19 protein-coding genes are annotated in these 26,010 nt (G+C 66.7%); 8 read left to right on the top strand and 11 right to left on the bottom strand.

The window, feature by feature from the left end; genetic code table 11:
* Positions 1-218: 218 nt before the first annotated feature.
* From ABQE44_RS14665 to ABQE44_RS14655, 3 genes are read right to left on the bottom strand one after another with little or no spacing between them, the layout of a single operon-like run.
* Positions 219-581: a cytidine deaminase family protein gene (locus tag ABQE44_RS14665; protein ID WP_448430519.1), complete on the bottom strand. Its 363-nt coding sequence runs from the start codon at positions 579-581 to the stop codon at positions 219-221.
* Between the two features lie 32 nt (positions 582-613).
* Positions 614-2,512 carry a HEAT repeat domain-containing protein gene (locus tag ABQE44_RS14660; RefSeq protein WP_448430517.1) on the bottom strand — a complete coding sequence of 633 codons (1,899 nt, stop codon included), beginning with the start codon at positions 2,510-2,512 and terminating at the stop codon, positions 614-616.
* Positions 2,509-3,525 carry a hypothetical protein gene (locus ABQE44_RS14655; RefSeq protein WP_448430515.1) on the bottom strand — a complete coding sequence of 339 codons (1,017 nt, stop codon included), beginning with the start codon at positions 3,523-3,525 and terminating at the stop codon, positions 2,509-2,511. The genes ABQE44_RS14660 and ABQE44_RS14655 overlap by 4 nt, the downstream gene beginning before the upstream one ends.
* Positions 3,526-4,140: 615 nt before the next feature.
* On the opposite strand from ABQE44_RS14655, the gene ABQE44_RS14650 reads away from it, so the two are divergent.
* Positions 4,141-5,598 carry a DUF3375 domain-containing protein gene (locus ABQE44_RS14650; protein ID WP_448430513.1) on the top strand — a complete coding sequence of 486 codons (1,458 nt, stop codon included), beginning with the start codon at positions 4,141-4,143 and terminating at the stop codon, positions 5,596-5,598.
* Between the two features lie 59 nt (positions 5,599-5,657).
* Positions 5,658-6,638: an ERCC4 domain-containing protein gene (locus ABQE44_RS14645; RefSeq protein ID WP_448430511.1), complete on the top strand. Its 981-nt coding sequence runs from the start codon at positions 5,658-5,660 to the stop codon at positions 6,636-6,638.
* Here the strand turns inward: ABQE44_RS14645 and ABQE44_RS14640 are convergent.
* Positions 6,631-7,659 carry a patatin-like phospholipase family protein gene (locus tag ABQE44_RS14640; RefSeq protein ID WP_448430509.1) on the bottom strand — a complete coding sequence of 343 codons (1,029 nt, stop codon included), beginning with the start codon at positions 7,657-7,659 and terminating at the stop codon, positions 6,631-6,633. The genes ABQE44_RS14645 and ABQE44_RS14640 overlap by 8 nt on opposite strands.
* Positions 7,660-7,852: 193 nt before the next feature.
* Here ABQE44_RS14640 and ABQE44_RS14635 point away from each other — a divergent pair, with 193 nt between their 5' ends.
* Positions 7,853-8,533: a DUF4194 domain-containing protein gene (locus tag ABQE44_RS14635; RefSeq protein ID WP_448430507.1), complete on the top strand. Its 681-nt coding sequence runs from the start codon at positions 7,853-7,855 to the stop codon at positions 8,531-8,533.
* The gene (locus tag ABQE44_RS14630) at positions 8,526-11,879 is read left to right on the top strand and encodes an ATP-binding protein (RefSeq protein WP_448430505.1); all 3,354 of its coding nucleotides are present in this window, start codon (positions 8,526-8,528) and stop codon (positions 11,877-11,879) included. The genes ABQE44_RS14635 and ABQE44_RS14630 overlap by 8 nt, the downstream gene beginning before the upstream one ends.
* A gap of 79 nt (positions 11,880-11,958) precedes the next feature.
* On the opposite strand, the gene ABQE44_RS14625 is transcribed toward ABQE44_RS14630, so the two are convergent.
* Positions 11,959-13,350 (bottom strand): DUF7159 family protein, encoded by a 1,392-nt coding sequence (locus ABQE44_RS14625; RefSeq protein ID WP_448430503.1) that lies wholly within the window; start codon positions 13,348-13,350, stop codon positions 11,959-11,961.
* A gap of 126 nt (positions 13,351-13,476) precedes the next feature.
* Here ABQE44_RS14625 and ABQE44_RS14620 point away from each other — a divergent pair, with 126 nt between their 5' ends.
* Positions 13,477-15,027 (top strand): DUF7937 domain-containing protein, encoded by a 1,551-nt coding sequence (locus ABQE44_RS14620; RefSeq protein ID WP_448430501.1) that lies wholly within the window; start codon positions 13,477-13,479, stop codon positions 15,025-15,027.
* Positions 15,028-15,092: 65 nt separating this feature from the next.
* Here the strand turns inward: ABQE44_RS14620 and ABQE44_RS14615 are convergent, their stop codons facing one another.
* The 5 genes from ABQE44_RS14615 to ABQE44_RS14595 all read right to left on the bottom strand — a co-directional run bounded on the left by ABQE44_RS14615 (position 15,093) and on the right by ABQE44_RS14595 (position 21,333).
* Positions 15,093-15,656 carry a VldE C-terminal domain-containing protein gene (locus ABQE44_RS14615; protein WP_448430499.1) on the bottom strand — a complete coding sequence of 188 codons (564 nt, stop codon included), beginning with the start codon at positions 15,654-15,656 and terminating at the stop codon, positions 15,093-15,095.
* 226 nt (positions 15,657-15,882) lie between these two features.
* The gene (locus ABQE44_RS14610; RefSeq protein WP_448430549.1) at positions 15,883-18,162 is read right to left on the bottom strand and encodes an esterase-like activity of phytase family protein; all 2,280 of its coding nucleotides are present in this window, start codon (positions 18,160-18,162) and stop codon (positions 15,883-15,885) included.
* A gap of 492 nt (positions 18,163-18,654) precedes the next feature.
* A complete protein-coding gene (locus ABQE44_RS14605; RefSeq protein ID WP_448430497.1) occupies positions 18,655-18,912 on the bottom strand; it encodes a hypothetical protein in 258 nt (85 codons plus the stop codon).
* Positions 18,913-19,430: 518 nt separating this feature from the next.
* On the bottom strand, positions 19,431-20,813 hold the full coding sequence (locus ABQE44_RS14600) for a WS/DGAT/MGAT family O-acyltransferase (RefSeq protein ID WP_448430495.1): 1,383 nt from the start codon (positions 20,811-20,813) through the stop codon (positions 19,431-19,433).
* 55 nt (positions 20,814-20,868) lie between these two features.
* Positions 20,869-21,333 (bottom strand): Crp/Fnr family transcriptional regulator, encoded by a 465-nt coding sequence (locus tag ABQE44_RS14595; RefSeq protein ID WP_448392659.1) that lies wholly within the window; start codon positions 21,331-21,333, stop codon positions 20,869-20,871.
* A 90-nt stretch (positions 21,334-21,423) separates the two neighbouring features.
* Here ABQE44_RS14595 and ABQE44_RS14590 point away from each other — a divergent pair, with 90 nt between their 5' ends.
* Entirely contained in the window at positions 21,424-23,676 is a 2,253-nt protein-coding gene (locus ABQE44_RS14590; protein ID WP_448430493.1) for a molybdopterin-dependent oxidoreductase, read from the top strand.
* Between the two features lie 3 nt (positions 23,677-23,679).
* On the top strand, positions 23,680-24,408 hold the full coding sequence (locus ABQE44_RS14585; protein ID WP_448430491.1) for a M15 family metallopeptidase: 729 nt from the start codon (positions 23,680-23,682) through the stop codon (positions 24,406-24,408).
* Here the strand turns inward: ABQE44_RS14585 and ABQE44_RS14580 are convergent.
* A complete protein-coding gene (locus ABQE44_RS14580) occupies positions 24,335-25,042 on the bottom strand; it encodes a DUF1361 domain-containing protein (protein ID WP_448430489.1) in 708 nt (235 codons plus the stop codon). The genes ABQE44_RS14585 and ABQE44_RS14580 overlap by 74 nt on opposite strands.
* Positions 25,043-25,110: 68 nt before the next feature.
* On the opposite strand from ABQE44_RS14580, the gene sodC reads away from it, so the two are divergent.
* Complete coding sequence (gene sodC, locus ABQE44_RS14575; protein WP_448430487.1) at positions 25,111-25,983, top strand: superoxide dismutase[Cu-Zn]; 873 nt, start codon at positions 25,111-25,113, stop codon at positions 25,981-25,983.
* Positions 25,984-26,010: the final 27 nt, after the last annotated feature.

Genomic DNA, 26,010 nt, shown 5'->3' with positions numbered 1-26,010 from the left:
GTGTGACGTGGAATTTGCGTATCCCAAAGACAGCAGCTAACACCGCGCTGAGGCACACCGGGACACGACCTTGGGTGTGAGCGAGGGGCTCGATTCTCGTTGTCGTCGTGCCGAAGCGGCAGGCTTTGTGGGTGCTACGGCCCGCACATGTGCTGCTACCGAACATTGTCACCTTCGAAACCGTTTGGCCGTGTCCGCATCGAGCTGGCACGTCGACATCAGGTCGGATAGTGAGGCATCAAATCTGCCGCTTGATACCAGATCGGCTCGGCATCATGTGCCGGTTGAAAACCGACCCAGCATGCGCCGCCTCCGATTTCGAAGATCCAGTCCATGCAGCCTCCGCACGGAGTGAATTTTGCTCTTTCGGCAACGACCAGTACCGCTGAAGCCCCGCTATCTCCTCGGGCGATGAGACTACTCAGAGCATTCACTTCGGCGTGGATATCGTGTGATCGATAGCGATGTTCGACATTGCAGCCGGTCACGATGTTTCCCTCGGCGGACAGGACTGCGCAGCCAACCTTGGTTTTGCCCATAACTCGGGCGTGCTCCCGCACGGTCCAGGCATGGTAAGCCATATCCGGAAGGTGTCTCTCGAGTACCGAAAGGCTCACGCGCCCACAGCCCTCGAAGTCCGCAATCTTTGGGCGAGAAGCAGCACCGCCTCGCGGTCCAGCGGATCGTCCGACTCCGCCCACAGGTGCTCCATAAAGTCACCAGCCAGAGCGTGCCAATCTTCAGGCATCGCGGAAACCTCAAGCGCTCGAATTGCCTCCCTGCGTAGATTCGGCTCTCTAGCTATGACCGTTGCAACTTCTGCATCGCCAAGGGCATCGAAGACACGTCCGCGAACTTCCACCGAGCCCTCGGCAGCGACCTCAAGCAGGCTTCGAAGAGCGCCGTATCGGACCCATAACTGCTCCGCCGAATCCTGGACTCTGCCAAGCAACAACTCGAGGGTGCTATCCGTCGGCCATGCACCAAGCGCGTGCACGGCACGCCACCTCACGGTGGGGTCCGGATGGCCGGTCGCATACTCGCCGACCCGTCGACGTAGGTCGTGGGATATGTTGAGTCGCTTAAGCATGTTGCTATTGGCCCATCCAACCGTGCCGATTGCGGACGTTAGGTCATTGATGTCATCAGCTGTCGCACTGCTCCCAGACGGCCGTTTGAACATCTCGTACCAATCTTGGAACCACCGCGGCCAAGTTGCGGCCCAGTTTTCAGGCAGCGCTGCGTCGATTATGTCCACGACGGCAGCGCGGTCGGTAGCAGCGAGTAACAGGGGAGCAAGCGCTGTCTCCTGTAGACGTAGCGCGTCCTCTACGCGGTGAGCTGTAACGGCCATCCTATCGAACCGCTTTTCGGCGAGCATGGCGAGGATCGCGATACGCATTGCATCCCAAATCCTTTTATCGCCTGCTTGGTCTTCTTCCAGAAGATAGGCGGCTCCGTAGTAGTTCCAATCGAACACACGATGGACGAAGTCATCCACGGCTTGCCGTTCGATCAAGGCGGCCGCTAGCGCCAGCGCATCGAATGAGGATGCCCTGAGAGTAAGCGTGTCGAATCCATTGGAATTCCAAAGACTTTTGTCAGCGCCCAGATGGAGAGCGGCGAGGAAATCCTGATGAAGGTGATGGTCGAATTGGGCTCTATCGTTTCCACCCACTAACAGTCCTGAATCGAGCATCTTCCTGAAGACCTCAATCCCTACTGCGCTCAGGATATCCTCTGAGCCAATCGCCCTCTCCCCATAAGCTTCGTAGCTTGTGTAAACCGCCCGAGCAAGTGACTCCAAAGCGGAATTGGGAACACCGCCATGTACCGTGATGCCGCGCCGCAAGATCTCGACCTGCGATGTCTCACCCTGAGATCTCGTGCCCGCCTCGCGGATTGATTGGTCGAGGTAGTACGGAATCGTCAAGTGATCTGGTAGCTCGCCTGTTTCTTTCCCGAGTCGGTCAAGAGCTTCTTGCGCTGGCACCGGACCCAGTGTCGCTAGAACCCACTCGGTTTGGTCGATGTCACGACGGGTTAGCCTGTCGGTGACCAGGATTCGTATAAATGGATAGTGAGCCGCCAACCTAGGAATCGCCATCAGAATGTCGGCAGCCCGGTCCTTTAAGATTTCGTTTATGCCATCAATAACCACCAAGCCCTCACCATGGTCGCGGAGTAGGCTCGCCCGTCGCGGATCAGCGCTCAAGGAGACGAGCAGCTCAATATTGAACGCCGCAGTAGCACCTTCTAGACCAGCTGGCAAGCTGCGGGCCGCCACGAAAGCTACTCCCGAAGACTCTGGCTCAAGGGCGGCGAGACGCTCAGCTGTTTTCGTTTTACCCGCTCCACCGCGCGCCTGCAGAAGCATCCGACCCGTCCGCTGCATCAAGGACCTGAGTTCGACGAGAGGGTAGGGCGCGCCATGTCGCTTGAGGACATCGTCAAAATTTCTGGCAATTAGCAGCGGATACCCGAACACTGGGACACCGTTCATCTCGGTCATGAGCCGAGGCTATCGGTCGGGTCTGACAATCCGGGTAGTTGAGGCATCGGATAACCAGCAATTTTTCTATGCCCAGGCTGGGGGTCCTGATCGCCTTTCACGAGCCGAGCCGTTAGGGCGACAGCGAACGCCGCCGCCGTCGCTGCGGCCGGTGCTGACCAACGCCCGCGCTCCGACGTCTTCTCCGCGGTTACCGGCGGTAGGTCCGATTGAGTCAACTCGCGCTTTCTTCCACGAGCGTAAACAATGTCGCTGACGCCGCGAATGGTGATGAAGCCAGGGCTGTAATGCACCGATTCCCTAGCTGCATAGAGTGATTGCGCTACGCCAGCGGATTCCATCTCGATCGCGCCCGCCCGATCAAAGTGCTTCATGAGGAATTGCTGCATAGGCTCTAGCGGGTCGTCTTGAATCGCCTCGCCTGAGACGATCTCCACAAACTTGGCCACTGGATCGGCGTCATTCTCGCTGCGGAATGTGCGAGAAAGGTCAATCCACGAACCGTCCTGGATTACGGCGCGCGCATGTCTGACGAGTTCAATCGAAGGTTGGTCCATGGGCATACCTCGGGGCAAGTATTCAGTGCTCGCGACCTTCATGAACGGCGAATAATGCACATATTCCGAAACCAGGATGTCGCCCCACGCCGGACCTTCAAATTCGTACACGTCAGCGTTGTCGTTCACTGGACGGTGAACGCCCCCAGTAGTTCCGGTCACGAGAAAGTGCTGCGGGCGAAAGCGGTTAACCCACCGCTCCACATCCTTCGCCGCGAAGAGATTCGCTCGGAATGGAAACTGCACCAGCACGAAAGGCAGCTCTCGCATCGACAGGCATGAGGCAAAGGTGTGGGCCCCTGTTGCGTTAACCTCCGCCATCGGCCCTAGCTGCTCCAACACGTTGTACGCAACCGGAAACTCTTTGTCGGTGACTGTGCACAGCACGACACGCGCGTGATGGCCAGTGGCGCCAATCAGCGATTGACGCACGTCGCCGTCGTTGTTAATGGTCAATTACGCCCTCAAGTGCAATCTGCGTCGCCAGCTTCCGTCGCTATAGTTGTACCTTCAAAGGCCGTCGTAGCGTTGTCGATTGGTCTACTGGCCCGATTGGGCTTCCGCGATACCCAGACCGTGAAGTCGCTGTCCTGGTTATCTGAGCGGTGGCCATGGTTTGCAGATCAAGCCGCAAACTGTACAACGCGTGGTCGATCACTATGCACCCCCAACTTCAAAGAAATCCAGACCCGGCACATCAGTTCGCGCCGTACCACGTGAACACCACATTCGGCGCTCCTGCTGGCGACTTCGACCGCGGCCTGCTGCACCGGAACTGGTGGGACCGAACTGTCCCGCGCCGAAAGGCTTTCGCGACCTTCCCTCGGCATCGACGCCCTCTACCTTGGCGGCATGGGCTGCCACGGCGCGCCGGGCATCACCTTCATCCCAGTTACAACGCCCGAACCAAGGTACTCGACGACCTTAGCTGAACCCAGCATCGAGCACAGGTCAGCGCGTTCGGCTCCCCGCCGTCGCCACCTCGCCGACACGACCTCGTCCCGAACCGGAGATGTCGCTGACGTCGCCTATGTTGAATCCTCCAACACGCAACCGAACAAAGGGACGCAGGTGCACGACGACAACGGAGCACTCTCCGCCGTTGACCTACTCGAGCTCAACCGCAACCTGCAGGGCTCCCGGGCCATCCGGCTACTCGCCACCACCAACCTCAGCCTGTACGCCACCCTCATGGAACGCCACCTCAATGACGGCGCGCTGCCCGAGGCCGAACTTGTCGTGCGCCTGGAACGCGACCTTCAAGACCTCGGCGACCCGCAGCCCGGCCTCGCGCTCATCAAGTCCTGGGCCGCCCAAGGCTGGCTGCACCGCGTCGTCGACGAACGCCACGACCACAACGCCTGCTACCTCACCCAGGACGCCCGCCGAGCCCTGGACTTCATCAGAGGCATGCGCCGCCAGGACACCATCGCCACCGGCGGCTCCATCACCGGCATCGCCGCCCGCCTCAAGCACGTCGCCGTCAAGGTCGACAACGACCCAGCCCGCATCCGCAAACACATCGAAGCCGAAATCGCCGCCCTGCACGACGAACTCGACCAACTCGACACCGGCCAACGCCCCCAACCCGACGTCACCGACTGCTACGACGAAGCCCGCGCCATCGCCCTGCAGATGGAACGCCTCATCACCGACATCGGCCAGTACGGCACCATGATCGAGCAGGCCACCGCCGCCCTCGACGAGCCCATCGACTCCAACACCGCCTACCGCGACCGTCAACGCCAGATGTACTCCGATTACCAGGCCGCCTGGGACTCGCAGGGCCGCGACTCCCACCGCGCCTTCCTGCGCATGATCAACGACCCCGACCAGCGCGCCGAGTTCGAAGCCGACGTCGCCGCCGTCGCGGCAGCCCTGCCCGACCTCGACCCCGCCCTGCGCAAGGTCATGGCCAGCTTCTTCGAACTCGTCGGCCACCAGATCGACGAAGTCGAACGCATCCAGCAGCGCTGCGCCCAACGCGTCAAACGCTTCACCGCCTTCGGCACCATGGAACAGAGCCGCGGCATCGCCCGCCAACTCAACGACGCCCTCGGCGCTGCCCGCGCGCTGCTCAAGTCCAGCTTCACCGACTCGCGCCTCGACATCGATGTCCCGCTGGCCCGCCACGCCGTCACTTCCGTTGGCGCACTGAGCTTCAAGATCGGCGACCTGTCCCACCCCAAGCCTGCCAAACCCGCCGACGGCGACGTCGACCTCACCAGCTTCGCCGCCCTCACCACCCAGGTCGATGCCCCCGCCATGTCGGCCATGCTCAACGACGCGCTGCGTAACGGGCCAGTCGAACTGCCCGACGCCGTCGCGATGCTCGACACCGCCTACCTCGGCCACGTCATCGTGCTGTGGTCCTGGGCGCTCAGCCAGCCCCAAACCCCCGCGTCCGAGCACGACACCGAATCCACCGTCGTGCGCTTCCAGTCCCTCGACGGCCGTGACCGCGAAATCGCTGTCCCCCGTTTGACATTCACCGAGCCGATCTCCACGCTCGCCGGAGCAGCGACGTAGGACGCGCCCGCGCCGGGGTTATTGCGCCGGATCTCGCGCACTCCAGGCAGACTCGGGGTGTGGCGGAGTTGGTAATCGCGCGCAACCCGGATGAGAATTCGCGGCTGCCGTATCTGCTGCGGCTGCCGCAGCCGGGCGGTGACCTGCTGTTTCGCACGTCGGGGACCTGGCCGCGGGTCAAGGCGCTGTACTGCCACCCGGTCGGCCTGGACGAGTGGCCCGCCGACGCGGAGATCGTCGAACGCCTCGAGCTGCGCTCGTGCCAGCGCCGCGGTGCGGCCATCGACGTGATCGTGCAGCGGCCCCGGGAGAACCGCTCGCAGCTGGTGTTCACCACCGCCCGCGGCCGCGACGCCGTCTTCTGGCAGGCGCCGCGCACCCGCAAGCAGGCGCGTCCAAATGTGCGCACCCCGACCGCACGCGCCCAGGGTATCGACGAGCTGCAGATCGTGATCGACACCCACGAGCGCTACGCCTACCGGTTCGGCACCCAGCAGGTCAGCACCGTGCAGCGAGCGCTGCCGTGCGGCGACTACGGTCTGGTGGTCGACGGGCAGCTGGTCGCCAGCGTGGAACGCAAATCGCTGGCCGATCTGGTCTCCAGCCTGACCAACGGCAAGCTGCGCTATCAGGTCGCCGATCTGGCCGCGCTGCCGCGCGCGGCCGTCGTCGTGGAAGACCGCTACTCACAGGTGTTCAAACTCGACTGGGTCCGCCCCGCCGTCGTCAGCGACGGGCTGGCCGAGCTGCAGATCCGCTGGCCCAACGTCCCGATCGTGTTCTGCGAGACCCGCCAGCTCGCCGAGGAATGGACCTACCGGTTCCTCGCCGCCGCCCACGCCTGGACCACCACCGAACAGGCTGCCCTACAACGTATCTCGCCGACCACCGTCGACGTCGATCAGGCCTCCGCAGCGCCCGGTCCCAGCACCACCGAGGTCCGCGCCTGGGCCCGCACCGCCGGGCTCGCGGTACCCGACCGCGGCCGCCTCCGCCCCGACATCTGGCAGGCGTGGCACGAGGCCAACACCCCTAGCTGACCCGGTGCGCCGCGCGGAACCGCTCGAGATACGCCGGCCAATCCCAAGTGGACAAGAACTCGGCAGTCGCCGAATACCCCTTCTCGTACAGTGTTTCGGCATCCGCACGGCTGATGCCGAAATCGAGCACACCGACATCGGTCGAGTCCACCCGGATGGTGCGCACCTTGACCCACGGCTGACTAAGGTGCGTCTGATCGTGCCCGACCAGCATGGTGGTAATCAAGCTCTCCAGCAACGACGGCCCACCCAACGGCAACCGGCCCAGCACCGGAATCAGCTCTCCGGCCCTCGGCGCCGGCAGGTAGGGCACCACCGTCACACCGAACGTCGGCCAGCGCGGCTCCTTGCCGTCGGGACGGTCGAAGGAATCGATCGGGAAGTTCGACAGCACACCGCCATCGACCAGCGTACAGGGTTGTCCGGCAGCGGTTTTCAATGTCACCGGGCGGTACAGGAACGGGATGGCCATCGAGGCCCGCACCGCGTCGGCGACCGGCTGCTCGTCGGGGTCCAGGCCGTAGACCCGGCGGTAGTCCCACGGCAGCCGCACGAGTTGGCCGGTCGTCAAATCGGTCACCGTGACCACCAGCCGGTACCGTCGCTCCGGCAGCAAGTGATCGTTGTCGACGGCCAGATCCCCGAAGGTGCGCACGCCCAGGTTATTCAACTCGCCGCGTATCCAGTCGTGCGCGAAATCGCCCCGGTAGATACCGGTTTCGCGCAGCAACCCCCATGCCGTGCCCAGCACCGGGATCCGCTCGATCGGCCCGCTGTCCCCGAACTTGTGGTACGGCACGTTCAGCGCGAGGTCACGCAACTGCTCGCTGGTCAGCGCGTCGCGCTGCGCCGCCGCGGCCACCACCGCCCCCACCAGCGACCCCGCGGAGGTGCCCGACACCCGCTGGATCTCATAACCCGCGTCCTCGAGCGCGCCGACCGCCCCCACCAACCCGATGCCCTTCACCCCGCCGCCGGACAACACGAGATCCGCACGGCCCGGGGGTGGCGTCGCAGTCATGGACCCAGCCTGACACGACATGGGCGCCGGGTCTGGCTCCTGGGCGAACATCATCTGTCTCATGCTTCACAACAGCCCCGGCCCAGCGGCGATGCGCCGAAATCCGCCCCCGACACGAGGCCGTCGCGCACTGAACATGTCGGGGCCGTGACCTATCTTGGGGCGTCCGACCAATTACAGAGCGAGGATCTACGTGACCACTGAAGCCGACATCGACTTCTCCTCCCTCCCCCAGGTCGACCAGAACGCCCGTCCGCCCGTCGCGCGCCGCCCGCGCTTCGACGGCGATGTCTCCGAGCTGCCCGACCGCGCCTGCTGGGCCCTGCAGCACCTGCTCACCCGCCGCTACCTGAGCGCCGAGGCCGACGCCGACGTCTACAGCTGGGTGCTGGAATACCGCAAGGAACTGGCCGTGCGGCTCTCCGAACTCGACCTGCTGCTGCGCATCGTCGACGGCATCGACATCGCCTACGTCGAACAGGCCCGCTACGAATCCGCCAGGGGCGTCAAGGTTTTGCGCCGCGAACCGCTCGGCACCTACGATTCCATCCTCGCGCTGCATCTCGCCCAGATGATGCGCGCCGCCGGCGGCCAGAGCGTGCTCATCAGCCGCGAGGAGATCCACGGCCTGTTCTCCGGCGTCCTCAACGACACCGACCGCGACGCCGTCACCTTCGCCGCCCGCATCGACGGCGCCATCGCCCGGCTCACCGGCCTGGAGATCCTGCGCAGGAACCGCGACGACGAGGACAGCTACACCATCTCCCCCGTCATCACCGCCATCATGACCGCCTCCGTCATCACCGAACTACAACAGCAGTTCGAGCAACTCCTCAACGGCGGCACCCCAGCAGAGGACACCGACCTTGACTGAACAGTTCCACCTGTCCAGGCTGCAGGTCATCAACTGGGGCGTGTTCGACGGCTACCACTCCATCCCGTTCAGCAGCGGCGGCGCCCTCATCGCCGGCGCCTCCGGCAGCGGCAAATCCTCACTGCTGGACGCGATCTCGCTCGGCTTCCTACCGTTCAACCGGCGCAACTTCAACGCCTCCGGCGACAACACCGCCGCCGGATCCAGCGCCGGGCGCCGCACCGTCGACAAGTACGTGCGCGGCGCCTGGGGTCAGCGCAGCGACGGCGGCACCAGCCGCGTCATGTACCTGCGCGGCGAGGGCACCGCCTGGTCGGCGGTCGCCGTCACATATAAGAGCGACGGCGGGCGCACCGTCACCGGCCTGGTACTCAAATGGCTCACCGGCGAGTCGCGCAACGACTCGTCGAGCCGCTTCGTCATCGGTGACGGCGATCTGGACATCGAGGACGTCTGCAACCGCTGGGCCGCCGGTCGCTTCGACACCGGCGTCTTCAAAGACGACTGGCGCTTCACCACCAAGGTCGAGTCGCAGTACCTGGCGCAGCTGTACGCCACCATCGGCATCCGCGCCTCCGACGCCGCCCAACAGCTGCTCGGCAAGGCGAAGTCGCTGAAAAGCGTTGGCGGGCTGGAACGCTTCGTCCGCGAGTTCATGCTCGACGAGCCCGACAGCCTCGCACGGCTGCCCGAGGCGCTCAAGCAGATCGACCCGCTGGTCGAGGCCCGCGAACTGCTGGCCGTCGCGCAGAAGAAACGCAAGATCCTCGGCGACATCGAGGCCATTCAGCAGCGCTACACGTCGGAATCGTCTGACCTCGGCATCATCGATCTCGTCGACGGGCCCATGGTGCGCGCGTACACCGACCACGTCCGGCTGGCCCAGTGCCCCGGCCAGATCGAAACCCTCGACGGCACCATCGACCAGCTGGAGAACGAGTACGAAGACGTCACCCGCAGCCTCAATCTTGCCAAGGCCGAAGCGGATTCGCTCAACGCGCAGATCAGCGGGTCGAGCGCCAACATCGCGCCGCTGCAGTCGCAGGTGACCGCCGCCGAGACCGAGTCCGAGCAGGTGACCCGCCGCCGCGCCGCCTACGAGGACCTGCTGACCGCCCAGGACATCGAGATCCCCGACACCGCCGAGGAGTTCTGGAACCTGCGCGAAGAGCTGCTCGCCCAAGCCACCGAACTGCTCGCCAAGGTGGAACGGCACCGCGAGGCCTCCACCGACGCCGAGTACGCCCAGAAGGCCGCCCGTATCGCCCGCGACGAGGCCGCCAAGGAACTCAAGCGCGTCGAGCACGTCGGCTCCGCGCTGCCCGAATTCGCGCTCGCCATGCGCGATCACATCAGCGCCGAAGTCGGCGTCGACCCCGCCGAACTTCCCTACATCGCTGAGCTTCTCGACCTCAAGCCGGACCAGACCCGCTGGCGCACCGCCGTCGAGAAGGTGCTGCGCGGTGCGGGGCTACGGCTGCTGGTGCCCGACCAGCACTGGGACAAGGTGCTGCGGTTCGTCAACCAGACCGACATACGTGGGCGACTGCAGCTGCATCACGTGCGGGCGAAGTTCCTCGGCGCCGACCCCGTCGAGGCAGACCCGAAGACGTTGGCGGGCAAGCTGTTCCCGGTCGACCCTGCGCATCCGTGCGCCGCCGAGGCCGTCGACGTCATCACGCACGCCGGTGACCACGTCTGCGTCGACAGCCCCGATGTGTTCGCCCGGTTTCGCCGCGCGGTCACCGACACCGGCCTATACAAGGACTCCGACCGGCTGGCCGTCAAGGACGACCGGCGCCCGGTCAAGCAATCCGAATACCTGTACCAGGGTGATGTCACCGCCAAGATCAACGCGCTCACACTGGAACTCGCCGCGTTGGAGGAGGGCTATCAGAAGGCCCGCCGGACCGCCGATGACATCGCCGCGCAGCGCCAGCGGTGGCGCGACCGGGCCGCGGCGTGCAAGGCGATCTGCGAGCAGTACCCGCAGTGGAGCCAGATCGACGTCGAGACCGCCGACAGCCATGCCGAGCGGCTGCGTGAACAGTACGAGCTGCTGATGGCCGACAACCCCGACATCGAAGCGCTCAACGCGCGCGCCGACGAATGCTGGTCACAGATCCAGAAATTGATGACCCGCCGCGGTGCGATTCAGACCCGGCGCGATGGCCTCGACGAGCGTCGTACCCGGTTGATGGAGCTGGCCGAGCGGCTGTCGCCGGCGTTCGTGTCCGAGCCGCTGACCGAGCTGCTGCACCGCTATGCCGCGCAGCTGCCGGTGAGCCTCGAGCTGCTCGACCCCGAACCGCACCGCGACGCGCTGTTTGCCACGATCAAGCGCGAACGCGAACAGCTGCGGGAAAGCCGGCGTCGCTCCTACGACGAACTGGCCCGCATCCTCAACACATTCGACACGTCGTTTCCCGACGCGATCCCCAACGACAGCGAAGATTTCGACGAGCGGGTGCACGACTACGTCGCGCTGTGCCGCCACATCGACGAGCGTGAGCTGCCCGAGGCCTACGAGCGGATGATGCGGCTGGTCACCGAGCAGGCCCCGGATGCCATCCTGACGCTGCACCGGGTCGCCGAGCAGGAGACGCGGCGCATCAGCGAGCAGATCGACCGCGTCAACACCGGTTTGGGCGCCGTCGAGTTCAACCGCGGCACCCAGTTGACGCTGCGCGCGACCCCGCGACAGCTGCCCGCGGTCGCCGAGCTCACCGAGATCGTGCGGTCGATCTCGCGGCGCATCGCCGAGGTCGGGTTGGGCGACAAGCAGGCGATCCTGGATCAGTACGCCGACATCCTGCGGCTGCGCAACCGGCTGGCGTCCACCGCGCCGGAGGACAAGGCGTGGACACGCGACGCGCTGGACGTGCGCAACCGGTTCACGTTCGACTGCGCCGAATGGGCGGGTGACGAGCTGATCCGCACGCACAGCAACGCCGGCGACAACTCCGGTGGCGAGCAGGAGAAGCTGATGGCGTTCTGCCTTGCTGGGGCGTTGAGTTTCAACCTGGCCAACCCCGAAAGTGCCGACAACACACCGGTGTTCGCGCAGTTGATGCTCGATGAGGCGTTCTCGAAGTCGGACCCGCAGTTCGCGCAGCAGGCGCTGTCGGCGTTCCGCAAGTTCGGGTTCCAGTTGGTGATCGTGGCGACGGTGCAGAACGCCACCACGATCCAGCCCTACATCGACAGCGTGGTGATGGTGTCCAAGACCGAACCCACCGGCCGCAACGCGCGACCGGTCGCGACGGTGGCCACGCGGACCATCTCGGAGTTCACCTCGCTGCGGCAGGAGATGCGGGCGGCCGCGAAGGTGCCGGCCGGGGTCTGAGCGTGGTGCATCCAGACCGACGCTTTGGTTGGTTTCGGGCCGGCGAATCGACCATTGCGTCGGTCTCGAGGTCCGAGCGCTACGGAGACTCCAGCACCGTGGTCGCCGGCGCCTGAACGGAACCGCCGCTGCTGCTGCCGCTTCCGCTCGACGGCATCTGCGGAACCGTCGGCGCCGGAGCGGGCGCAGGAGCAGGTGCGGGTGCCGGTGCCGGCGCAACGGTAGGCGGCGGCGTGTAGGCCGGCACCACCTGCGTCGTCGGCGGCTCCGGCGTCGGCGTGACGGGCGAGTCCGGGATCGTCGGCTCCACGGTGGGCGCCTCGGTCGTCGTCGGCACCTGCGTCGTCGTCGGCGCGGTCTCGGTCGTCGTCGGCACGGTCTCCGTCGTCGTCGGCGTCGCGGTGGTCGTCGGCGTCGCGGTGGTCGTCGGAGTGGCGGTGGTAGTCGGAGTCACCGACGTCGTCACAGTCGTCGTCCACGTCGGCAGCGTCGGGAACGGATTGAACGGCGGCGGAATGACCGGCACCACCGGAACCACCGGCGCATTCGGCACCGGCGGCGGAGCGGGCGCCGGCACCGGAACCTGCGGCGCCGGAACCTGCGGCACCACCCGGTTCGGCCCCCGATTCACCCGCACATCCGTCCCCCGCGGGGCCTGGGGCGCCGGCGACACCACCGCGACCGGCAACGCCACCGGATCCGGCTCATGCGGCACCTGCGGCAGATACCGTCCCGGCACCGTGTCCGCCTGCGCCTGCGGCGGGGGCGGCGGCTGCGCCGACACATCCGCGACCGGCCGCACCGCGATCGCCACCGACGCCGCCAGCGTCGCGAAGCTGACCACCACGAACCCCAGCGCACTGCCCATCAGCAGCGTCCGCGGCGGCGGAGCCGGGATCATCGAGGTGTAGGCCTCTTCGTCTTCCAGTTCCGGAACGAACTCCTCCAGCGAATCGAACGGCAGCTCGTACTCGCCCGGCTCCTCCTGCGAATAGGCCAGCTGCGGCCCGACCACGGCAGGATCCGCCGTCGGCGCCATCTGCGTCGCCTCACCGGCCGCCGGACCCAGCTGCGTCGCGTCGTCGGCCACCGGCGCCATCTGCGTCGCGTCAACAGCGGCCGGCGTCAGCGCCGCACCCCGCGCGGTCGCGAACTCGTCGTCCGCGCCGGCACTGCCGGCCAGCGCATCGGCCTCAGGCACCACCTCGACATTCGCCACCCCGGCATCCGACACCGTCTGGCGCAGCGTCTCGGCCGCCTCGGCGTCGGGCAGACAGATCCGCGTCGCGGCCACCCGGTTGCCCGAGTCGGCCACCGCCCGGTATGTGCCCACGATCGTGTCGGCGAGGTCGGTCATCGCGTCATCGGGCAGATCCAGCGCGTACTGGTCATAGACCTGCGCATCCGCGGCGCCGACCATCGCCAGCCGCGCGACCCGATCGGTCACCGCCACCCCGAGGACTACGTCCACCAGTTCACCCTCGCCATTCTCATGTCTGCCACGACGGTCCAAAGTTACCCTTCGCGTCTCGCTTGTGCGGTAACGCAAAAGTGAGCACGCTGAAGCGCAACCCGTCCCTAAAGGAGGAATCGGCACGTGAGCGACCCGCGTTACGACGCGTCCGGCCCGTCATCGCACGTCGGCTACGTGCCCGTACGCACCAACAGGGTGCGCGACGGGATCGCGGTCGCCCTGCTGGTCCTCGCGGTGCTGCTGCCGTGGAACCTCGACTTCGGGTTCGCCGTGCCCGGCAGCCGGAGCAGTGTGTGGGTGCTGGTCATCGTCGTGACGGCCCTGGCGGTCACCGCCGCGCTCGACGCGCACATCGGCCCGCTGCGCCTCACCAACCCGCAGCTCGACGTGCGCCTGCTCAGCCGGGTGCGGCTGTTCGTCTGCCTGCCCTACCTCGTAGTGGCGGCCGGGTTCGTCGGCTACCACCTGGTGGAGACCGTGCGCGACGGCGGAACCGGCATCGTGCCGCCGGGCATCGGCCCCGGTTTGGTGCTCGGTCTCGGGGGTGCGCTGCTGGCCATGCAGCGGCCGGTGACCAGTATCACCCTGGAGGACAACGGGTTTCGGCGCTGGTATGCGGTCGCGCGGGTGCTCGGTGCGGTGTCGATCACGCTGGCGACGCTGTCGATGGGGTGGAACGTGTACTGGCGGCTGCGCTACCTGTTCGTCGCCAACGCCGAGTTCGACGGCGAGGACATCGCGGTTATCGTCACGACGCTGCTCTACGGCGCGGTGGCGCTGACCGCGGTGATCATCGGGTCGCGCTGGCTCATCCTGAAGTCGGCGGCCGCGCGGATGGCCACCACGGCGCTGGGCGCGTCGGCTGGGCTCGCCGCATTGCTGGTGTGGGTGCTGCCGGTCGGCCGCGACGTCGACGCCTTCCACGGCATCGCGCAGAACACGTCGACGGCGGCGGTCGGCTACGAGGGTTACCTGTTCTGGGCGGCCGCCGCGGCGATCGTCGCGCCGACGACGCTGTACACCGTCTTCCTGATCAAGCCGCCGACACTGGGGGCGTTTCGCTCCGCCGCGCAGAAGTGCTTGACGCTGATCGCGTTCTGGGCGTTCGCCGCGGCGGTGTGCCGGGTGGTCGACTTCGTGATCGCGGTGTCGCTGGATCTGCCTCGCGCCATGTACGACAGCGTGGCGATGACGGCGTTCAACCTGTTCGCCGGCATCATCGCGTGGTGGCTGCACCGCCAGCTCGGCCGGGGGTCGTCCTCGACGGCCGTCCTCGCAGCATTCAGCGCCTTGCTGTTCGTGTTCACGGTCGCCAACGTGGCGATTGGCGTCGCGCTGGCCCCGCGCTACGCAGAACCGTCGTCCGGCGCCATCTACGGCAACAACCTGGCCCAACAGATCACCAGCACGTTCGACGTGGTGATCTGCATGCTGTGTCTGGTCGTGTTGGTCGTGATGCTGTTCACCGGGCCGCTGGCGGGCTACCTGATGCGTCGCCGCGAACCGCGTCTGCCGGAGCCTGAGCCTGAGCCTGAGCCGTCGACGGTGGTGCATCCGGCGCCGCCGCCGAGAATCGTTCGGCGGCCAGAAGATTCGTCGACGACCGTGTTGGCGCCGGAGACCGAGCAGTTCACCACCGCGCTGCGGATCCAACGCCGCGAACCGCCGTCGTAGGTGTGATTTCGGTGCGCTAACCTGCGCTGTTCGCTTGTTAGCGCACCGAAATCGCAGAGAGGGTGTCAGCGTAGGTAGGTCTGGCCCTCCGGCGGGAATCCGCCGCCCTCGGTGGCGATGTGCACATGGTCGTAATGGTTGGCGGTGTCCGAACCCCGGTTCGCCATCGTCCTTTTCGAACCGTCGGGCTTGTAGATGGTCTGTCGCCAGATCGCGTGCACCAGACCGAACCGCTCGGCGTTCTCCAGCACGTACGCCGTGACCCTGTCCCCCAGCGCTACTCCCTCCGCCGAGCGCGCGTTCGGGATCATCACGTCGATCGCCAACCCGTGCGGATGCCACTTCAACGGATCCGATCGGACTCCGCCGATGTCGAGGATCTCCGGAAAGGTCGCGCTCACCGCACGCGCGGTCAGGATCGTGTCGACCTGCAGCCCGGTCTCCGGTGCCACCCCCGGCGGTAACGGAGCCGGGGCAGGCGGAGGCGGCGGCTCGGCGGCCATCAGCTGCATCGGCGGCGCCGGGCTCGGCTGCGGCGCCGTCACAGCCGCGTCGACGGTGCGCGGAGGGCCGTCTGCACCGACGACAAACAACGTGCCAGCAGAGACCACCCCTGCGACTACTGCCAAACGCGCTGACTGACGCCGTTTGGCTACCGAATGCCTTCCCATCGGGGCCGCAGCCTATCGACCGCTCCGGTGAGCGCAAATCGCCGTGAACCCTTCGTGGGCACGCCGATTCACCGATTTGAGCACAAAACACCAGCTCACCGGGCCGCCGCGGCGCCGACGCCCCGCAGCCACCCGTGGTCAGCCTCATGGTTAGCGGCGCATGTGACCTCCGCCGCTTTGGCCGCTACGACCGCAATGCCTCACCCGCCGGACCGAGATCGAGGAACTGGGTTTCGCCGTTCGCGTCGTCGAGTCCGTCGTTGTCGGTGACGACGTACAGGTTGCCATTGCCGGCGGTCGCGAAACCTTCGACCTTCTCTTGCACGAAGCCGTTGGTCGCCTGAAGATCCGGTAGCAGGTTGCGCGCCAACGTCTTCGACAGCACCGGCGGCGCTTCGCCTGCCGACGTCACTCCGGGGCCGTCGGGCACCGCGACACGGTAGATGGCCTTCACCCGGGCATCGGGCCCCTTGAGCTTGTCACGTTCCAAGACCAAAAGGGCGCCGTCGTGCACGCCGATCTCGGACAACCCGATCCAGTCGCCCTCCGCCGAAGTGTTTTCCAGCGGGTAGCCGTACCACTCCCACGTGTCGCCGTCCGAGGTGTGGCGACCGATCCGCGCGACGCCCGCTGGATCGCCCTCGAGCTCGCGCTGCAGCACCACCCAGACGCCGTCGCCGTCGACATCCACCCCTTCCAGGCCCTGCCCGCCCAGCGCCGCGGCGATATCGGCGGGCAACCCGACGCGCCGTTCGATGCTGCCGTCGGCGCCGACGTAGACCAGCTGGTTGCCCGGGCCGTCTTCGCCCTCCACGGCGAGCACGAACCCGCCGTCTGGCCGGGCGGAGACGCCCTCGATGTCCAGCGTGACGGGCTGTCCGTTCTCGGTGACCGGCAGCGCGGTGTCGATCAACGCCGGGGTCTTGGTCAGGTCGATGCCGAGGATCCGCGACGGTCCGACCGCGATGTCGGGTGAGGTGTAGAGGCGGTTCTCGTCGGCCGGGTCGGCGGCCAGGGCGCTCAGCGCGCCCCAGCCAATCGGGGCGCCGTCGACGTCACCGGACACGATGGACGGGAACGCGGGCGTGCCGCCGGCCGCCGCGTACTGGTCGCCGTAGCCGTAGACGGTGACCGAGGAGCGCACCCGGGCTTCGGCGTCGTCGGCCTCCGACGAGATGACCAGAAGGTTGCGCGCCGGAATGGGCAGGACACCTTCGGGTCCTGGCGTGGTCGGCATGATTTGGCGAAAGACCGGCGCGGTGACGTCGCTGACGTCGTAGGCGGCGACGAAATTGCTGCGCTCCGAGGCGATCAGCACGGTGGGCTTACCGCCGATCTCGGTGATGGCGAGCCCTTCGGGTTCAGGTCCCTTCGATTCGGCGCGGCTTTCGATGTGCAGGCCGGTGCGTACCGCTAGCTGTTCGAACGTGTTGCCGGCGTCCCAGACCACCTCGCCGGTGTTGGCGTCGAAGATCGTCCAGCCGCGGGTGCCGCCCGTCCAGTCGCCCTCGTTGGCGGTGGCGAGTTGATCGTCGCCGATCCAGCCGATGGCGTCGGGCTCGCGGGCAGTGTCGGGGATGGAGCCGGTCTGGTCGATCGATCCATCCTCGGCGGTGTCGATGCCGTCGACGGAAGTACTTCCAGCGCTGTGGATCTGGCTGACTTCACCGGTACGTCCGTCGATGATCGCGATGCCGTTGTTCTCCTGCAGCGTCACCGCGACCTGACCCCGGGAGTTGATGGCGACGTACTCGGGTTCGAGGTCTTCGGGTGTGTGGAGCCCGGCGGCGCGGGCGGCGTCGACGCCGAAGTCGACGCGGCGTGGAGTCCATGTCGTCGGCGCACCGGCGAGGTCGATGAGTTGGACGAATCCCGGTGGCGGCTGCGGTAAGTCGCCTTCTTCGCCAACGGGCGGGGTGGCCTCCTCGTCGCGTTGGTTCTCGATCGCGACCGCGGCGAACGAGCCGTCCGGGCTGATCGCGATCGAATCCGGTTGTCCGCCCAGGCCGATGCTGTGCACGCGAGTGCGGTCGTCGACGCGGACGATGTCGACGCGGCCCGACGGGTTGGTGAAGTCGCCGCCGGTGGTGTCGACGACGACCAGCACGACGTCGCCGACGGCGGCCACCGAGGTGGGCTGGTCGTCGGCGTTGCCCAGCTCTGCCAGTGAAAGCGTCCCCAGGCCAGCGGGTTTCGCCGGGTCGCGGATGTCGAGGAAACCGATGCGCTTGGCGGCGGCGTCGGTGTAGATGACGGTGTTGCCGTCGGGTGTGACGGTGGAGATCTCGGCGACCGTCTCTGCGTCGACCGGATCCTCGGCGGGCCCGTTGAGGTACACCGGGTAGGTGGTCAGCCGGTGGTAACGCTGCGATGCCGGCAGGTTGAAATCGCCGTCGGGGCGGTTCTCGGTGGTGTTTTCCTGCTGCCGGTCGGCCGAGCATCCAGCCACCATCAACGCTGCCATCGTCGCCGCGGCCACCGCCCGAGCCGAGTTCGTCCTCACGCGCTACACCCTCTTCAGTTGTCCAATGGGTCGAGTGAGTTTGGCGCGTACAGGTAGCCAGCCGGCAATCGCCGGGTGAACAAGAGGCAACAGCGTGACTTTGGCGCGCTCGTCAACTGACTCGGCAGTAACCTTCGGCGGCGAACCGGCCTAAGCGATGCCGCGTCCTGCCGACAAACTCGCCGCCTTTGTCAAATTCCTCAACCGCGTTGATGTTCAACCTGTTTGGCCATGCGAATAGGTTTAATCCCACGCACACTTTGCTGTTGATCAGCCGAGCGGATCGCCTCCCGGCCAAGCACACCGACCATCGTCCCGGGATCGGGCAGCTGATCGGCGGGCCGCGACGCCGTTGCGAGCGGTCGCCGAACCGACCTTATTGAATCCCTTGCCCGCCTACATAACCGCGTCCGCCGCCTCAGCCCCCACAGCAATCAGCATTGCATGCATGGGTCATGCTCCCGCAATACCGACGTCTGCAATAGCGCCATCTCTTTTCTCAGAGACATACGTTGAATCAATTTGCACCACCCACGAGTCAGTTACCTTCCGCGGTCCGGCGTGGAACTCATTGGCCTTGGCCGACAACTCGCTGCGCGCGCTTTCGAGCAATGCGGCGCCGACACCTATCGCAGTCGCTACCGCGCCGGTGTCATTCCAGAACTGTTCGGCCACAACATCAGCGCGGCTAACCGTTTCTTCCTCCGGCATTCTGTGCAGTTTCCGTCCACGCGCGTGGACGGCAGGCGGCGTTTACGCCCGAAACCGCGGCCCGTTCCACGTCGCCGGCGGCACCGACGCCGCCCACAGCGTTTCTGGATTCGAGCTGTCAACGTCGAGCGGGTCGGCAGCACACGTCATTGTCTCCCACCCGCCACCGTGCTCTGAGCACAGATTTGCCAGCCGCCACAGATCAACGCGATGCTCCGCACCTGCCATCTAAAGCTATTGACACACAGGGAAATCGAGCGTCTACTAAGCTTGAACCGGCAGATGAGAGACCGCCATGCTGACTAACCTTGAATCTCGAATACTGGCCCTCTTCGAGTACCGCCCGATGGCGTCACTCGCACGGCTGATCGGCGCCCAGCCCGATGCGAGCTGCACATCCGTCTACCGGCTCGCACTCACCTACCTTCGCGATCAGCCCTCTGAAATTGAGCGGAGCGCTTAGCTTTTGAGCTTCGCGAAGTGAGCGGGCCGCTTACGTCGAAGTCGTAGCGCCGATTTCAGGACTTCAACAGTGCAGTCAGCTCCGTCTCGAACCCATCCGCCAGGTTCCACAGGTCATCGACCAGTTTGCGACACGAGATGATGCCGACGTTCAGCTTGTCGTTCAACGACATCACGGTGATGTTCAGACCGGAGCCGTGAAAGACCGGCCCCAGCGGATACAGCGATCTCATCTCCGCGCCCATCGCATACAGCTTGGTTGGCGGGCCAGCCACGTTCGAGATCACCACATTGTGAATCGGTGCGCGCTTCAACGGCGTGCGCGACAACACCTCGAACGCCAAACCGAACATCGCCGGCGGCAGCGCCTGGGTCACATCCGCCAATAGCGTCGGAGCCAGTGCTGAGCTGTGTTCTTTTGCCCGCGAACTGGATTCGGCGATTACCCGCAACCGCTCGACCGGATCTGCGATATGGGTCTGCAAACTGCAGAACATCCCCGACAGCTGGTTGCGCCCCGGCCGGTCCGACTCCTCGCGCACCGACGACGGCACCACCGCCACCAAGGGCTTGTCCGGAAGCTCTCCGCGGTCTTCGAAGTATCCCCGTAGCGCCCCCGCGCACAGCGCCATCACCACGTCGTTGACCTTGACGCCGAACCGGTCCTTCACCCGTTTGACGTCGTCCAGATCCAACTGCGCCAGCGCGAGCGTGCGGTCCGCGGTGATTTCGGCGTTGAACACCGTCGCCGGTGCGCTGAACGGCGCCGCCATCGCCCGCCCGCTCACCGCCCGGCTGACCGTGTTGACAACGGTCGACACCGTGGCAGGCACCGCACGCATCAGCTCCAGCGGACGTGTGAGGAACCGCATCAACCCTCCGGCAACGATCTCCAACCGCCCGGCCCCACCGGGTCCGTCCACCGGATCGGGCGGCGGCGCGTCGGGTTGCAGGTCGCACAGCTGGTTGAGCAGGTTGCCCGCCGAGACGCCATCGACCGCGGCGTGATGCACCTTGATCATCAACGCGATCGGCCCGCCGTCCTGCGGATCCGTGCCGGCGATGCCCTCGATCACCCACATCTCCCACAGCGGCTTGCTGCGGTCCAGCGGAGTCGAGGCGATGCGCCCGCAGACTTCGGACAGTTCGCGGCGCCCACCCGGCGCGGGCAGCGCGACCCGGTGCAGATGGTGTGACACATCGAGGTCCGTGTCCTCCACCCACACCGGATGGTCGAGGTTCAGCTGACTGTTCGCAAGCTTTGCTCGCAACTCCGGCAGCGCGCTCATCCGCGACGCCAGACGGTCGCGGATGCCGTCGAAGCTGTAGCCACCGGGGATCGTCGAGGGGTCCAACTCCGCGATCGAACACACATGCAGCGGAACCGAAGTCGATTCGGCGTAAAGCAAACTGGCGTCGAACGCCGTGAGCCGTTCCATCGACCCGATGTACCCAGGCTGACAGTCGTGTCAAACCTCGGGTGCGCAGAATCGGTTAGCCCGAACCGTCGGGCGAAGCCCCCGGGACATGCCGCGCCACAGTTTGATCCATGGTTTCGCGCAGCGCCGGCATCTCATCGAGCAGGCGCCGCAGATCGTCGCGGGCGATGTGCAGCACGGCGGCGCGACCCATCGTCGTCACCGTCGCGTTGCGCAGCGATCCGCGCAGCACCGACTCCCCGATGACCTCACCGGGCCCCACCACCGCGATGCGGTCATGTCCGACGTACACCCCGGCCTCCCCGCTGAGCAGGATGTAGCACGCATCCGAGGGCGTCTGCTCCTGAATCAGCGGCCACGGCCCCGACGTCGACGTGCGATGCGCCGCTGACACCAGCCGCTTGAGGTCCTTGTCGGAAAACTTCGCGAACGTGTCGAACTCCCGGAGCCGACCCGCGTCCTCTTCGATCTCCTGCGCGCGAGCCTGTTCGCTCTCCCGGGCGTATTTGCGGTTGTCCACCATGTGATCCCCGATCCGCGACGTTTTCGCTGCCACCGGGAGCTTAGTGAATACCCGTCGTTTCCAGCGCTGGTTTCCTATCCTGGACAGGTGTCCAGCCCATTCGCGGTGACCTGCCCGCTGTGCGAGGCGATGTGCGGCCTGCAGATCCGCGTCGACGGCGGCGTGGTCACCGACATCCGCGGTAACCGCGACGACGTCTGGTCGCGGGGTCATATCTGCCCGAAGGGCACCGCGCTGGCGCAGCTGCACACCGACCCCGACCGGCTGCGCCAGCCCATGGTCCGTACGCGCACCGGCCACACCCCGGTCGCGTGGGACGACGCGTACGCCGAAGTCGAACGGGTGCTGCGACCGGTGCTCGACCGCCACGGCGCCTCCGCCGTCACCGTCTACGTCGGCAACCCCGTCGCCCACAACCTCGGGCTGTCCACCCACATCGGCGCACTGATCGGCATGGCCCAGGCCGTCGGCATGCCCGCGTACTACTCGCCGGGCACCGTCGACCAGTGGCCGCTGAACCTCGTCAGCGCGCTGCTGTTCGGCGGGATGTGGAACGCGCCGATACCCGACGTCGACCGCACCGATCACCTGATGATCCTCGGCGCGAATCCGGCTGCCTCCCAAGGCTCCATGCTCTCGGCACCCGATCTCATGGGTCGGCTCGCGGCGATCCGCAGCCGCGGGGGCACCGTCACCGTCGTCGATCCGCGCCGCACGCTGACCGCGCAACGCGCGTCGCAGTGGGTGCCGATCCGACCGGGCACCGACGCACTGCTGCTGTTCGCGATCCTGTACACCCTGGCCGAGCAGGGCTGGGTGCGCCGACCCGCCCACCTCGAGGGCCGCGTCACCGGCCTCGACGACGTCATCGCGATGGCCGCCGACTTCGCGCCGGAGACCGTCGCCGAAGCCTGCGGCGTCGACGCAACCACCATCCGCGGACTCGCCCGCGACCTCGCCCACGCCGAGACACCGGTGCTGTACAGCCGAATCGGCGCCTGTACACAGGAATTCGGCACGCTGGCGACCTGGTTGGTGTTCGTGCTCAACACCGCGCTCGGCTCGCTGGACCGCGCGGGCGGCGCGGTGTTCGCCAAGCCGGCGGTGTGGTCGCCGATGTTCATGAAGCCGCCCGACCAGGACGGGCCCGGCTGGCGGTTCGGCCGGTTCCACAGCCGGGTCCGCGGTGCGCCCGAGGTGTTCAACCAGTTCCCGGTCAGCTGTCTGGCCGAGGAGATCGACACACCCGGTGACGGACAGCTGCGCGGCTTGATCACGGTGGCGGGCAACCCGGTGGTGTCGGCGCCCGGCGCGCGACGGCTGGACACGGCGCTGGCCGACCTGGACGCGATGATCGCGGTGGACAGCTGGCTCAACGAGACCACCCGGCACGCACACGTCATCCTGCCCGGGCTCTCGCCGCTGGAACGGCCGCACGCCGACGACCTGTACTGGATCTACGCGACGTCGTCGTGCCTGAAATGGTCAGATCCGGTGTTCGCCCCGGACCCGAATCGCCCGTCGGAGTGGGAGATTCTGCTGCGGCTCGCGGGTGCGATGGTCGGCACCCCGACGCCCGAGGTGGACGTCGCCGCGATGGACGACCTCTACGTGGCCGGGCTGGTCGCCACCGCCTGCGCCACGGCGGGCACGCCGCTGACCGGACGTGATCCGCAGGAGGCGACAGCCGCGCTCTCCGCACGCGGACCAGAGCGCCTGGTGGACTTGGGAATTCGGCTCGGCCCGTGGGGCGACGACCTCGGGCGGCGTCCGGGTGGGTTGACGCTGGCCGAGGTGCGCCGCCATCCCAACGGGCTGCGGCTCGACGAGTTGGACGGCGGCCGGCTCGACGAGACGGTGTGCACGCCTTCGGGCACAGTCGAATTGGTGCATCAACGCCTCGTCGACGACGTGCCACGGTTGCGGGCGCGGTTGCAGCGGCCCGCCGGCGGGTTGCTGCTCACCAGCCGTCGACACCTGCGGTCGAACAATTCGTGGATGCACAACGTGCCCGCCCTGATGCGCGGCAGGGACCGTTGCACCCTGCTCATCCACCCCGTCGACGCCGAACCCGCCGGCATCCGGACCGGCGACCTCGTCGAGGTGTCCACCAGCGAGGGTGCGCTGACGGTACCCGCCGAGGTGTCCGACGAGATGATGCCCGGCGTGGTGTCGCTGCCGCACGGCTGGGGACACGGCCTCGACGGCACCCGGCTTCAGGTCGCCAACGCGCATCCAGGCGTCAACTCCAACCTGCTCAACCCCGCCGACCTGCTCGACGTGCCCAGCAGCACGCAGGTGGTCAACGGCGTATCGTGCCGCGTTCGCCGACCCGACTAACCGATGCGAGTACCCACCCGACGACGCCTGGCGACCCTGGTGATGGCCACCATCGCAGCCGGCGTACTACCGCACTGCAGCGCCGATCCCGCGCCTGCGCCCCCGGCTCCGCCGCCGTCGTCGACCGTCGTCCCGGCCGCCCCACCAGCTAGCCCGCCACCGCCGCCGAGCCCGCCGCCCCCGGCCGTTCACCCGGTGACGGCCGCCGAGCTCGGGCCGAGTTGGCGCCCGGGTTGTCCGCTTGCACCGGAGCGGCTTCGCCGGGTCGAGATCGACCACATCGGTTTCGACGACCAGACCCGCCGCGGCGAGCTGATCGTGCACGAGGATCTGGTGGCCGAGGTCGTCGAGATCTTCGAGGAGCTGTACCGGCTGCGCTATCCCATCGAGAAGATGCAGACCGTGGAGCGCTATCCGGGCGCCGACGACGAGCTGTCCATGCGCGACAACAACACGTCGGCGTTCAACTGCCGCGACATCCCGGGCAGCGGCAGCTGGTCGTGGCATGCCTACGGCCGCGCCATCGACCTCAACCCGCTGATCAACCCGTACATCGACGCCGCGGGTGACTTCCAGCCCGACAACGCCGAGGTCTACCTGGACCGCAGCCGCATCGACCCGGGTCTTCTGCACGACGGCGATCCCGCTGTGCTCGCCTTCACCGATCGCGGCTGGCGTTGGGGTGGCCACTGGCGGACGCCCAAGGATTACCAGCACTTCGAGCGCCGCTGACCCGTCCCGACGCGGCCAGCGACCACACCGTCAGATACGCCAGCCCGAAGAACGCCGCCACCGCGACCGCCACCCCCGTCGACTGCACGTACGCGAACGGTGAGCGCACCCAGTCCAGCGTCGACGCCGCCACCGCCTCCGGGTGTGTCAGCAGGTTCCACGAGTTCCACCGCTGAAAGCGTCCGATCACGACGCCGATCGCGCACAACCCCACCGAGACGATCGCCGCCGTCCAGCCGACCAGCAGGCCGAACTCGCGTTCGATCCGTCGATGCACCAGATACAGCGACACCGTCCCGAGGATGATGCCGGTCCACGCCGCCACCCCGTATTGCAGGACGTGCCGCCACAATTCGACGCCTTCGCCCAGGTGCACCAGGTCGGTCACCAGATAGGGGGCGTTGGGCAGGAACGCCAGCCACACCAGTCCCAGCGGGATCAGCCAGACCCGCCGTCGCACCGCGGCGAACCCGGCCGCGAAGCACATCGGAATCCACGCCAGCACCAGGTTCCAGATGAGGAACCGGGTCGGATAGAACAACGGTTCGGCCGGATCGGTGATCCCCAGTACGATCGCCAACCCGGTGGTGGCCACCAGCGAAACGAGCAGCACCAGCCGCGACGACTCGGTCATCTCTGCAGCTTGCCAGCACAGTTTTATCCGCGACGATTGAAAGATCTTGTTTCGGGTACGTGCCTCCCATGTCCAAGTCGAAAACCGCAGCTGCCGCCGCCCTCGCCGCACCCCTCGCGATCGCCATGTTGAGTGCTTGCGACACCCAGGGCGCCGACCAGGAAACCACCTCGCCCACCACCAGCCCCGCGCCGGACACCGAGACGATCAGCACCGATCTGAAAACCGCCGACGGCACCACGGTCGCCAACGCGACGATCGAGTTCACCGACGACTTCGCCACGATTACCTTCGAGACCACCGAGGGCGGCGTCCTGACGCCCGGATTCCACGGCTTTCACATCCACGAATTCGGCAGATGCGAGCCCAACTCCGTCGCACCGGGCGGTGGGGAACCCGGCGACTTCCTCTCCGCCGGCGGGCACCTGCACATGCGCGGCCAGTCCACCGACCACCCGGCCGCGGGCGATCTGACCCCGGTGGAGGTGCGCTCGGACGGATCGGCACGCCTGGTCGCCACGACCGACGAGTTCACTCTCGAGGACCTGCGTACCGCGCAAGGGTCTGCGCTGATGCTGCACGAGCAGCCCGACAACTTCGCCAACATCCCGCCGCGCTACACCGTCAACGGGGTGCCCGGCCCGGACGCCGAGACGCTGTCCACCGGCGACGCCGGCAGCCGCGTCGCGTGCGGTGTGCTGGCACCGGCCACCGAGGCCCCGCCGACCACGGACACCACGACGGTGACCGAGACGTCCCCGGCGGTGCCGCCGCCTGCGGGCACGACCTCGCCGGGCACCGAGACGCCGCCGGCCGAGACCACCAGCCCGACCACGACCGAGAGCCCGGCCACGACGACGTCACCGACCACGGAGACGACGACCACTACCACCGTGACGACCACGCCGACTGAACCCGAAGAGGGTCAGCCCGGCGGGTAAACGCGTTTCGCGCACCGTCACCCCGGT

It is taken from the genome of Mycolicibacterium sp. XJ2546, assembly GCF_053483195.1.
Note: the sequence above shows the minus strand (reverse complement) of the source record. Positions and strands in the feature narration are given on the sequence as shown.

What these genes read in the sequence shown, in the direction of transcription:
- ABQE44_RS14665 (WP_448430519.1), bottom strand. Translation starts at nt 581, where the DNA reads ATGGCTTACCATGCCTGGACCGTGCGGGAGCACGCCCGAGTTATGGGC.
- ABQE44_RS14660 (WP_448430517.1), bottom strand. Translation starts at nt 2,512, where the DNA reads ATGACCGAGATGAACGGTGTCCCAGTGTTCGGGTATCCGCTGCTAATT.
- ABQE44_RS14640 (WP_448430509.1), bottom strand. Translation starts at nt 7,659, where the DNA reads ATGACTGCGACGCCACCCCCGGGCCGTGCGGATCTCGTGTTGTCCGGC.
- ABQE44_RS14610 (WP_448430549.1), bottom strand. Translation starts at nt 18,162, where the DNA reads ATGGCAGCGTTGATGGTGGCTGGATGCTCGGCCGACCGGCAGCAGGAA.
- ABQE44_RS14605 (WP_448430497.1), bottom strand. Translation starts at nt 18,912, where the DNA reads ATGCCGGAGGAAGAAACGGTTAGCCGCGCTGATGTTGTGGCCGAACAG.
- ABQE44_RS14600 (WP_448430495.1), bottom strand. Translation starts at nt 20,813, where the DNA reads ATGGAACGGCTCACGGCGTTCGACGCCAGTTTGCTTTACGCCGAATCG.
- ABQE44_RS14585 (WP_448430491.1), top strand. Translation starts at nt 23,680, where the DNA reads ATGCGAGTACCCACCCGACGACGCCTGGCGACCCTGGTGATGGCCACC.
- ABQE44_RS14580 (WP_448430489.1), bottom strand. Translation starts at nt 25,042, where the DNA reads ATGACCGAGTCGTCGCGGCTGGTGCTGCTCGTTTCGCTGGTGGCCACC.
- sodC (WP_448430487.1), top strand. Translation starts at nt 25,111, where the DNA reads ATGTCCAAGTCGAAAACCGCAGCTGCCGCCGCCCTCGCCGCACCCCTC.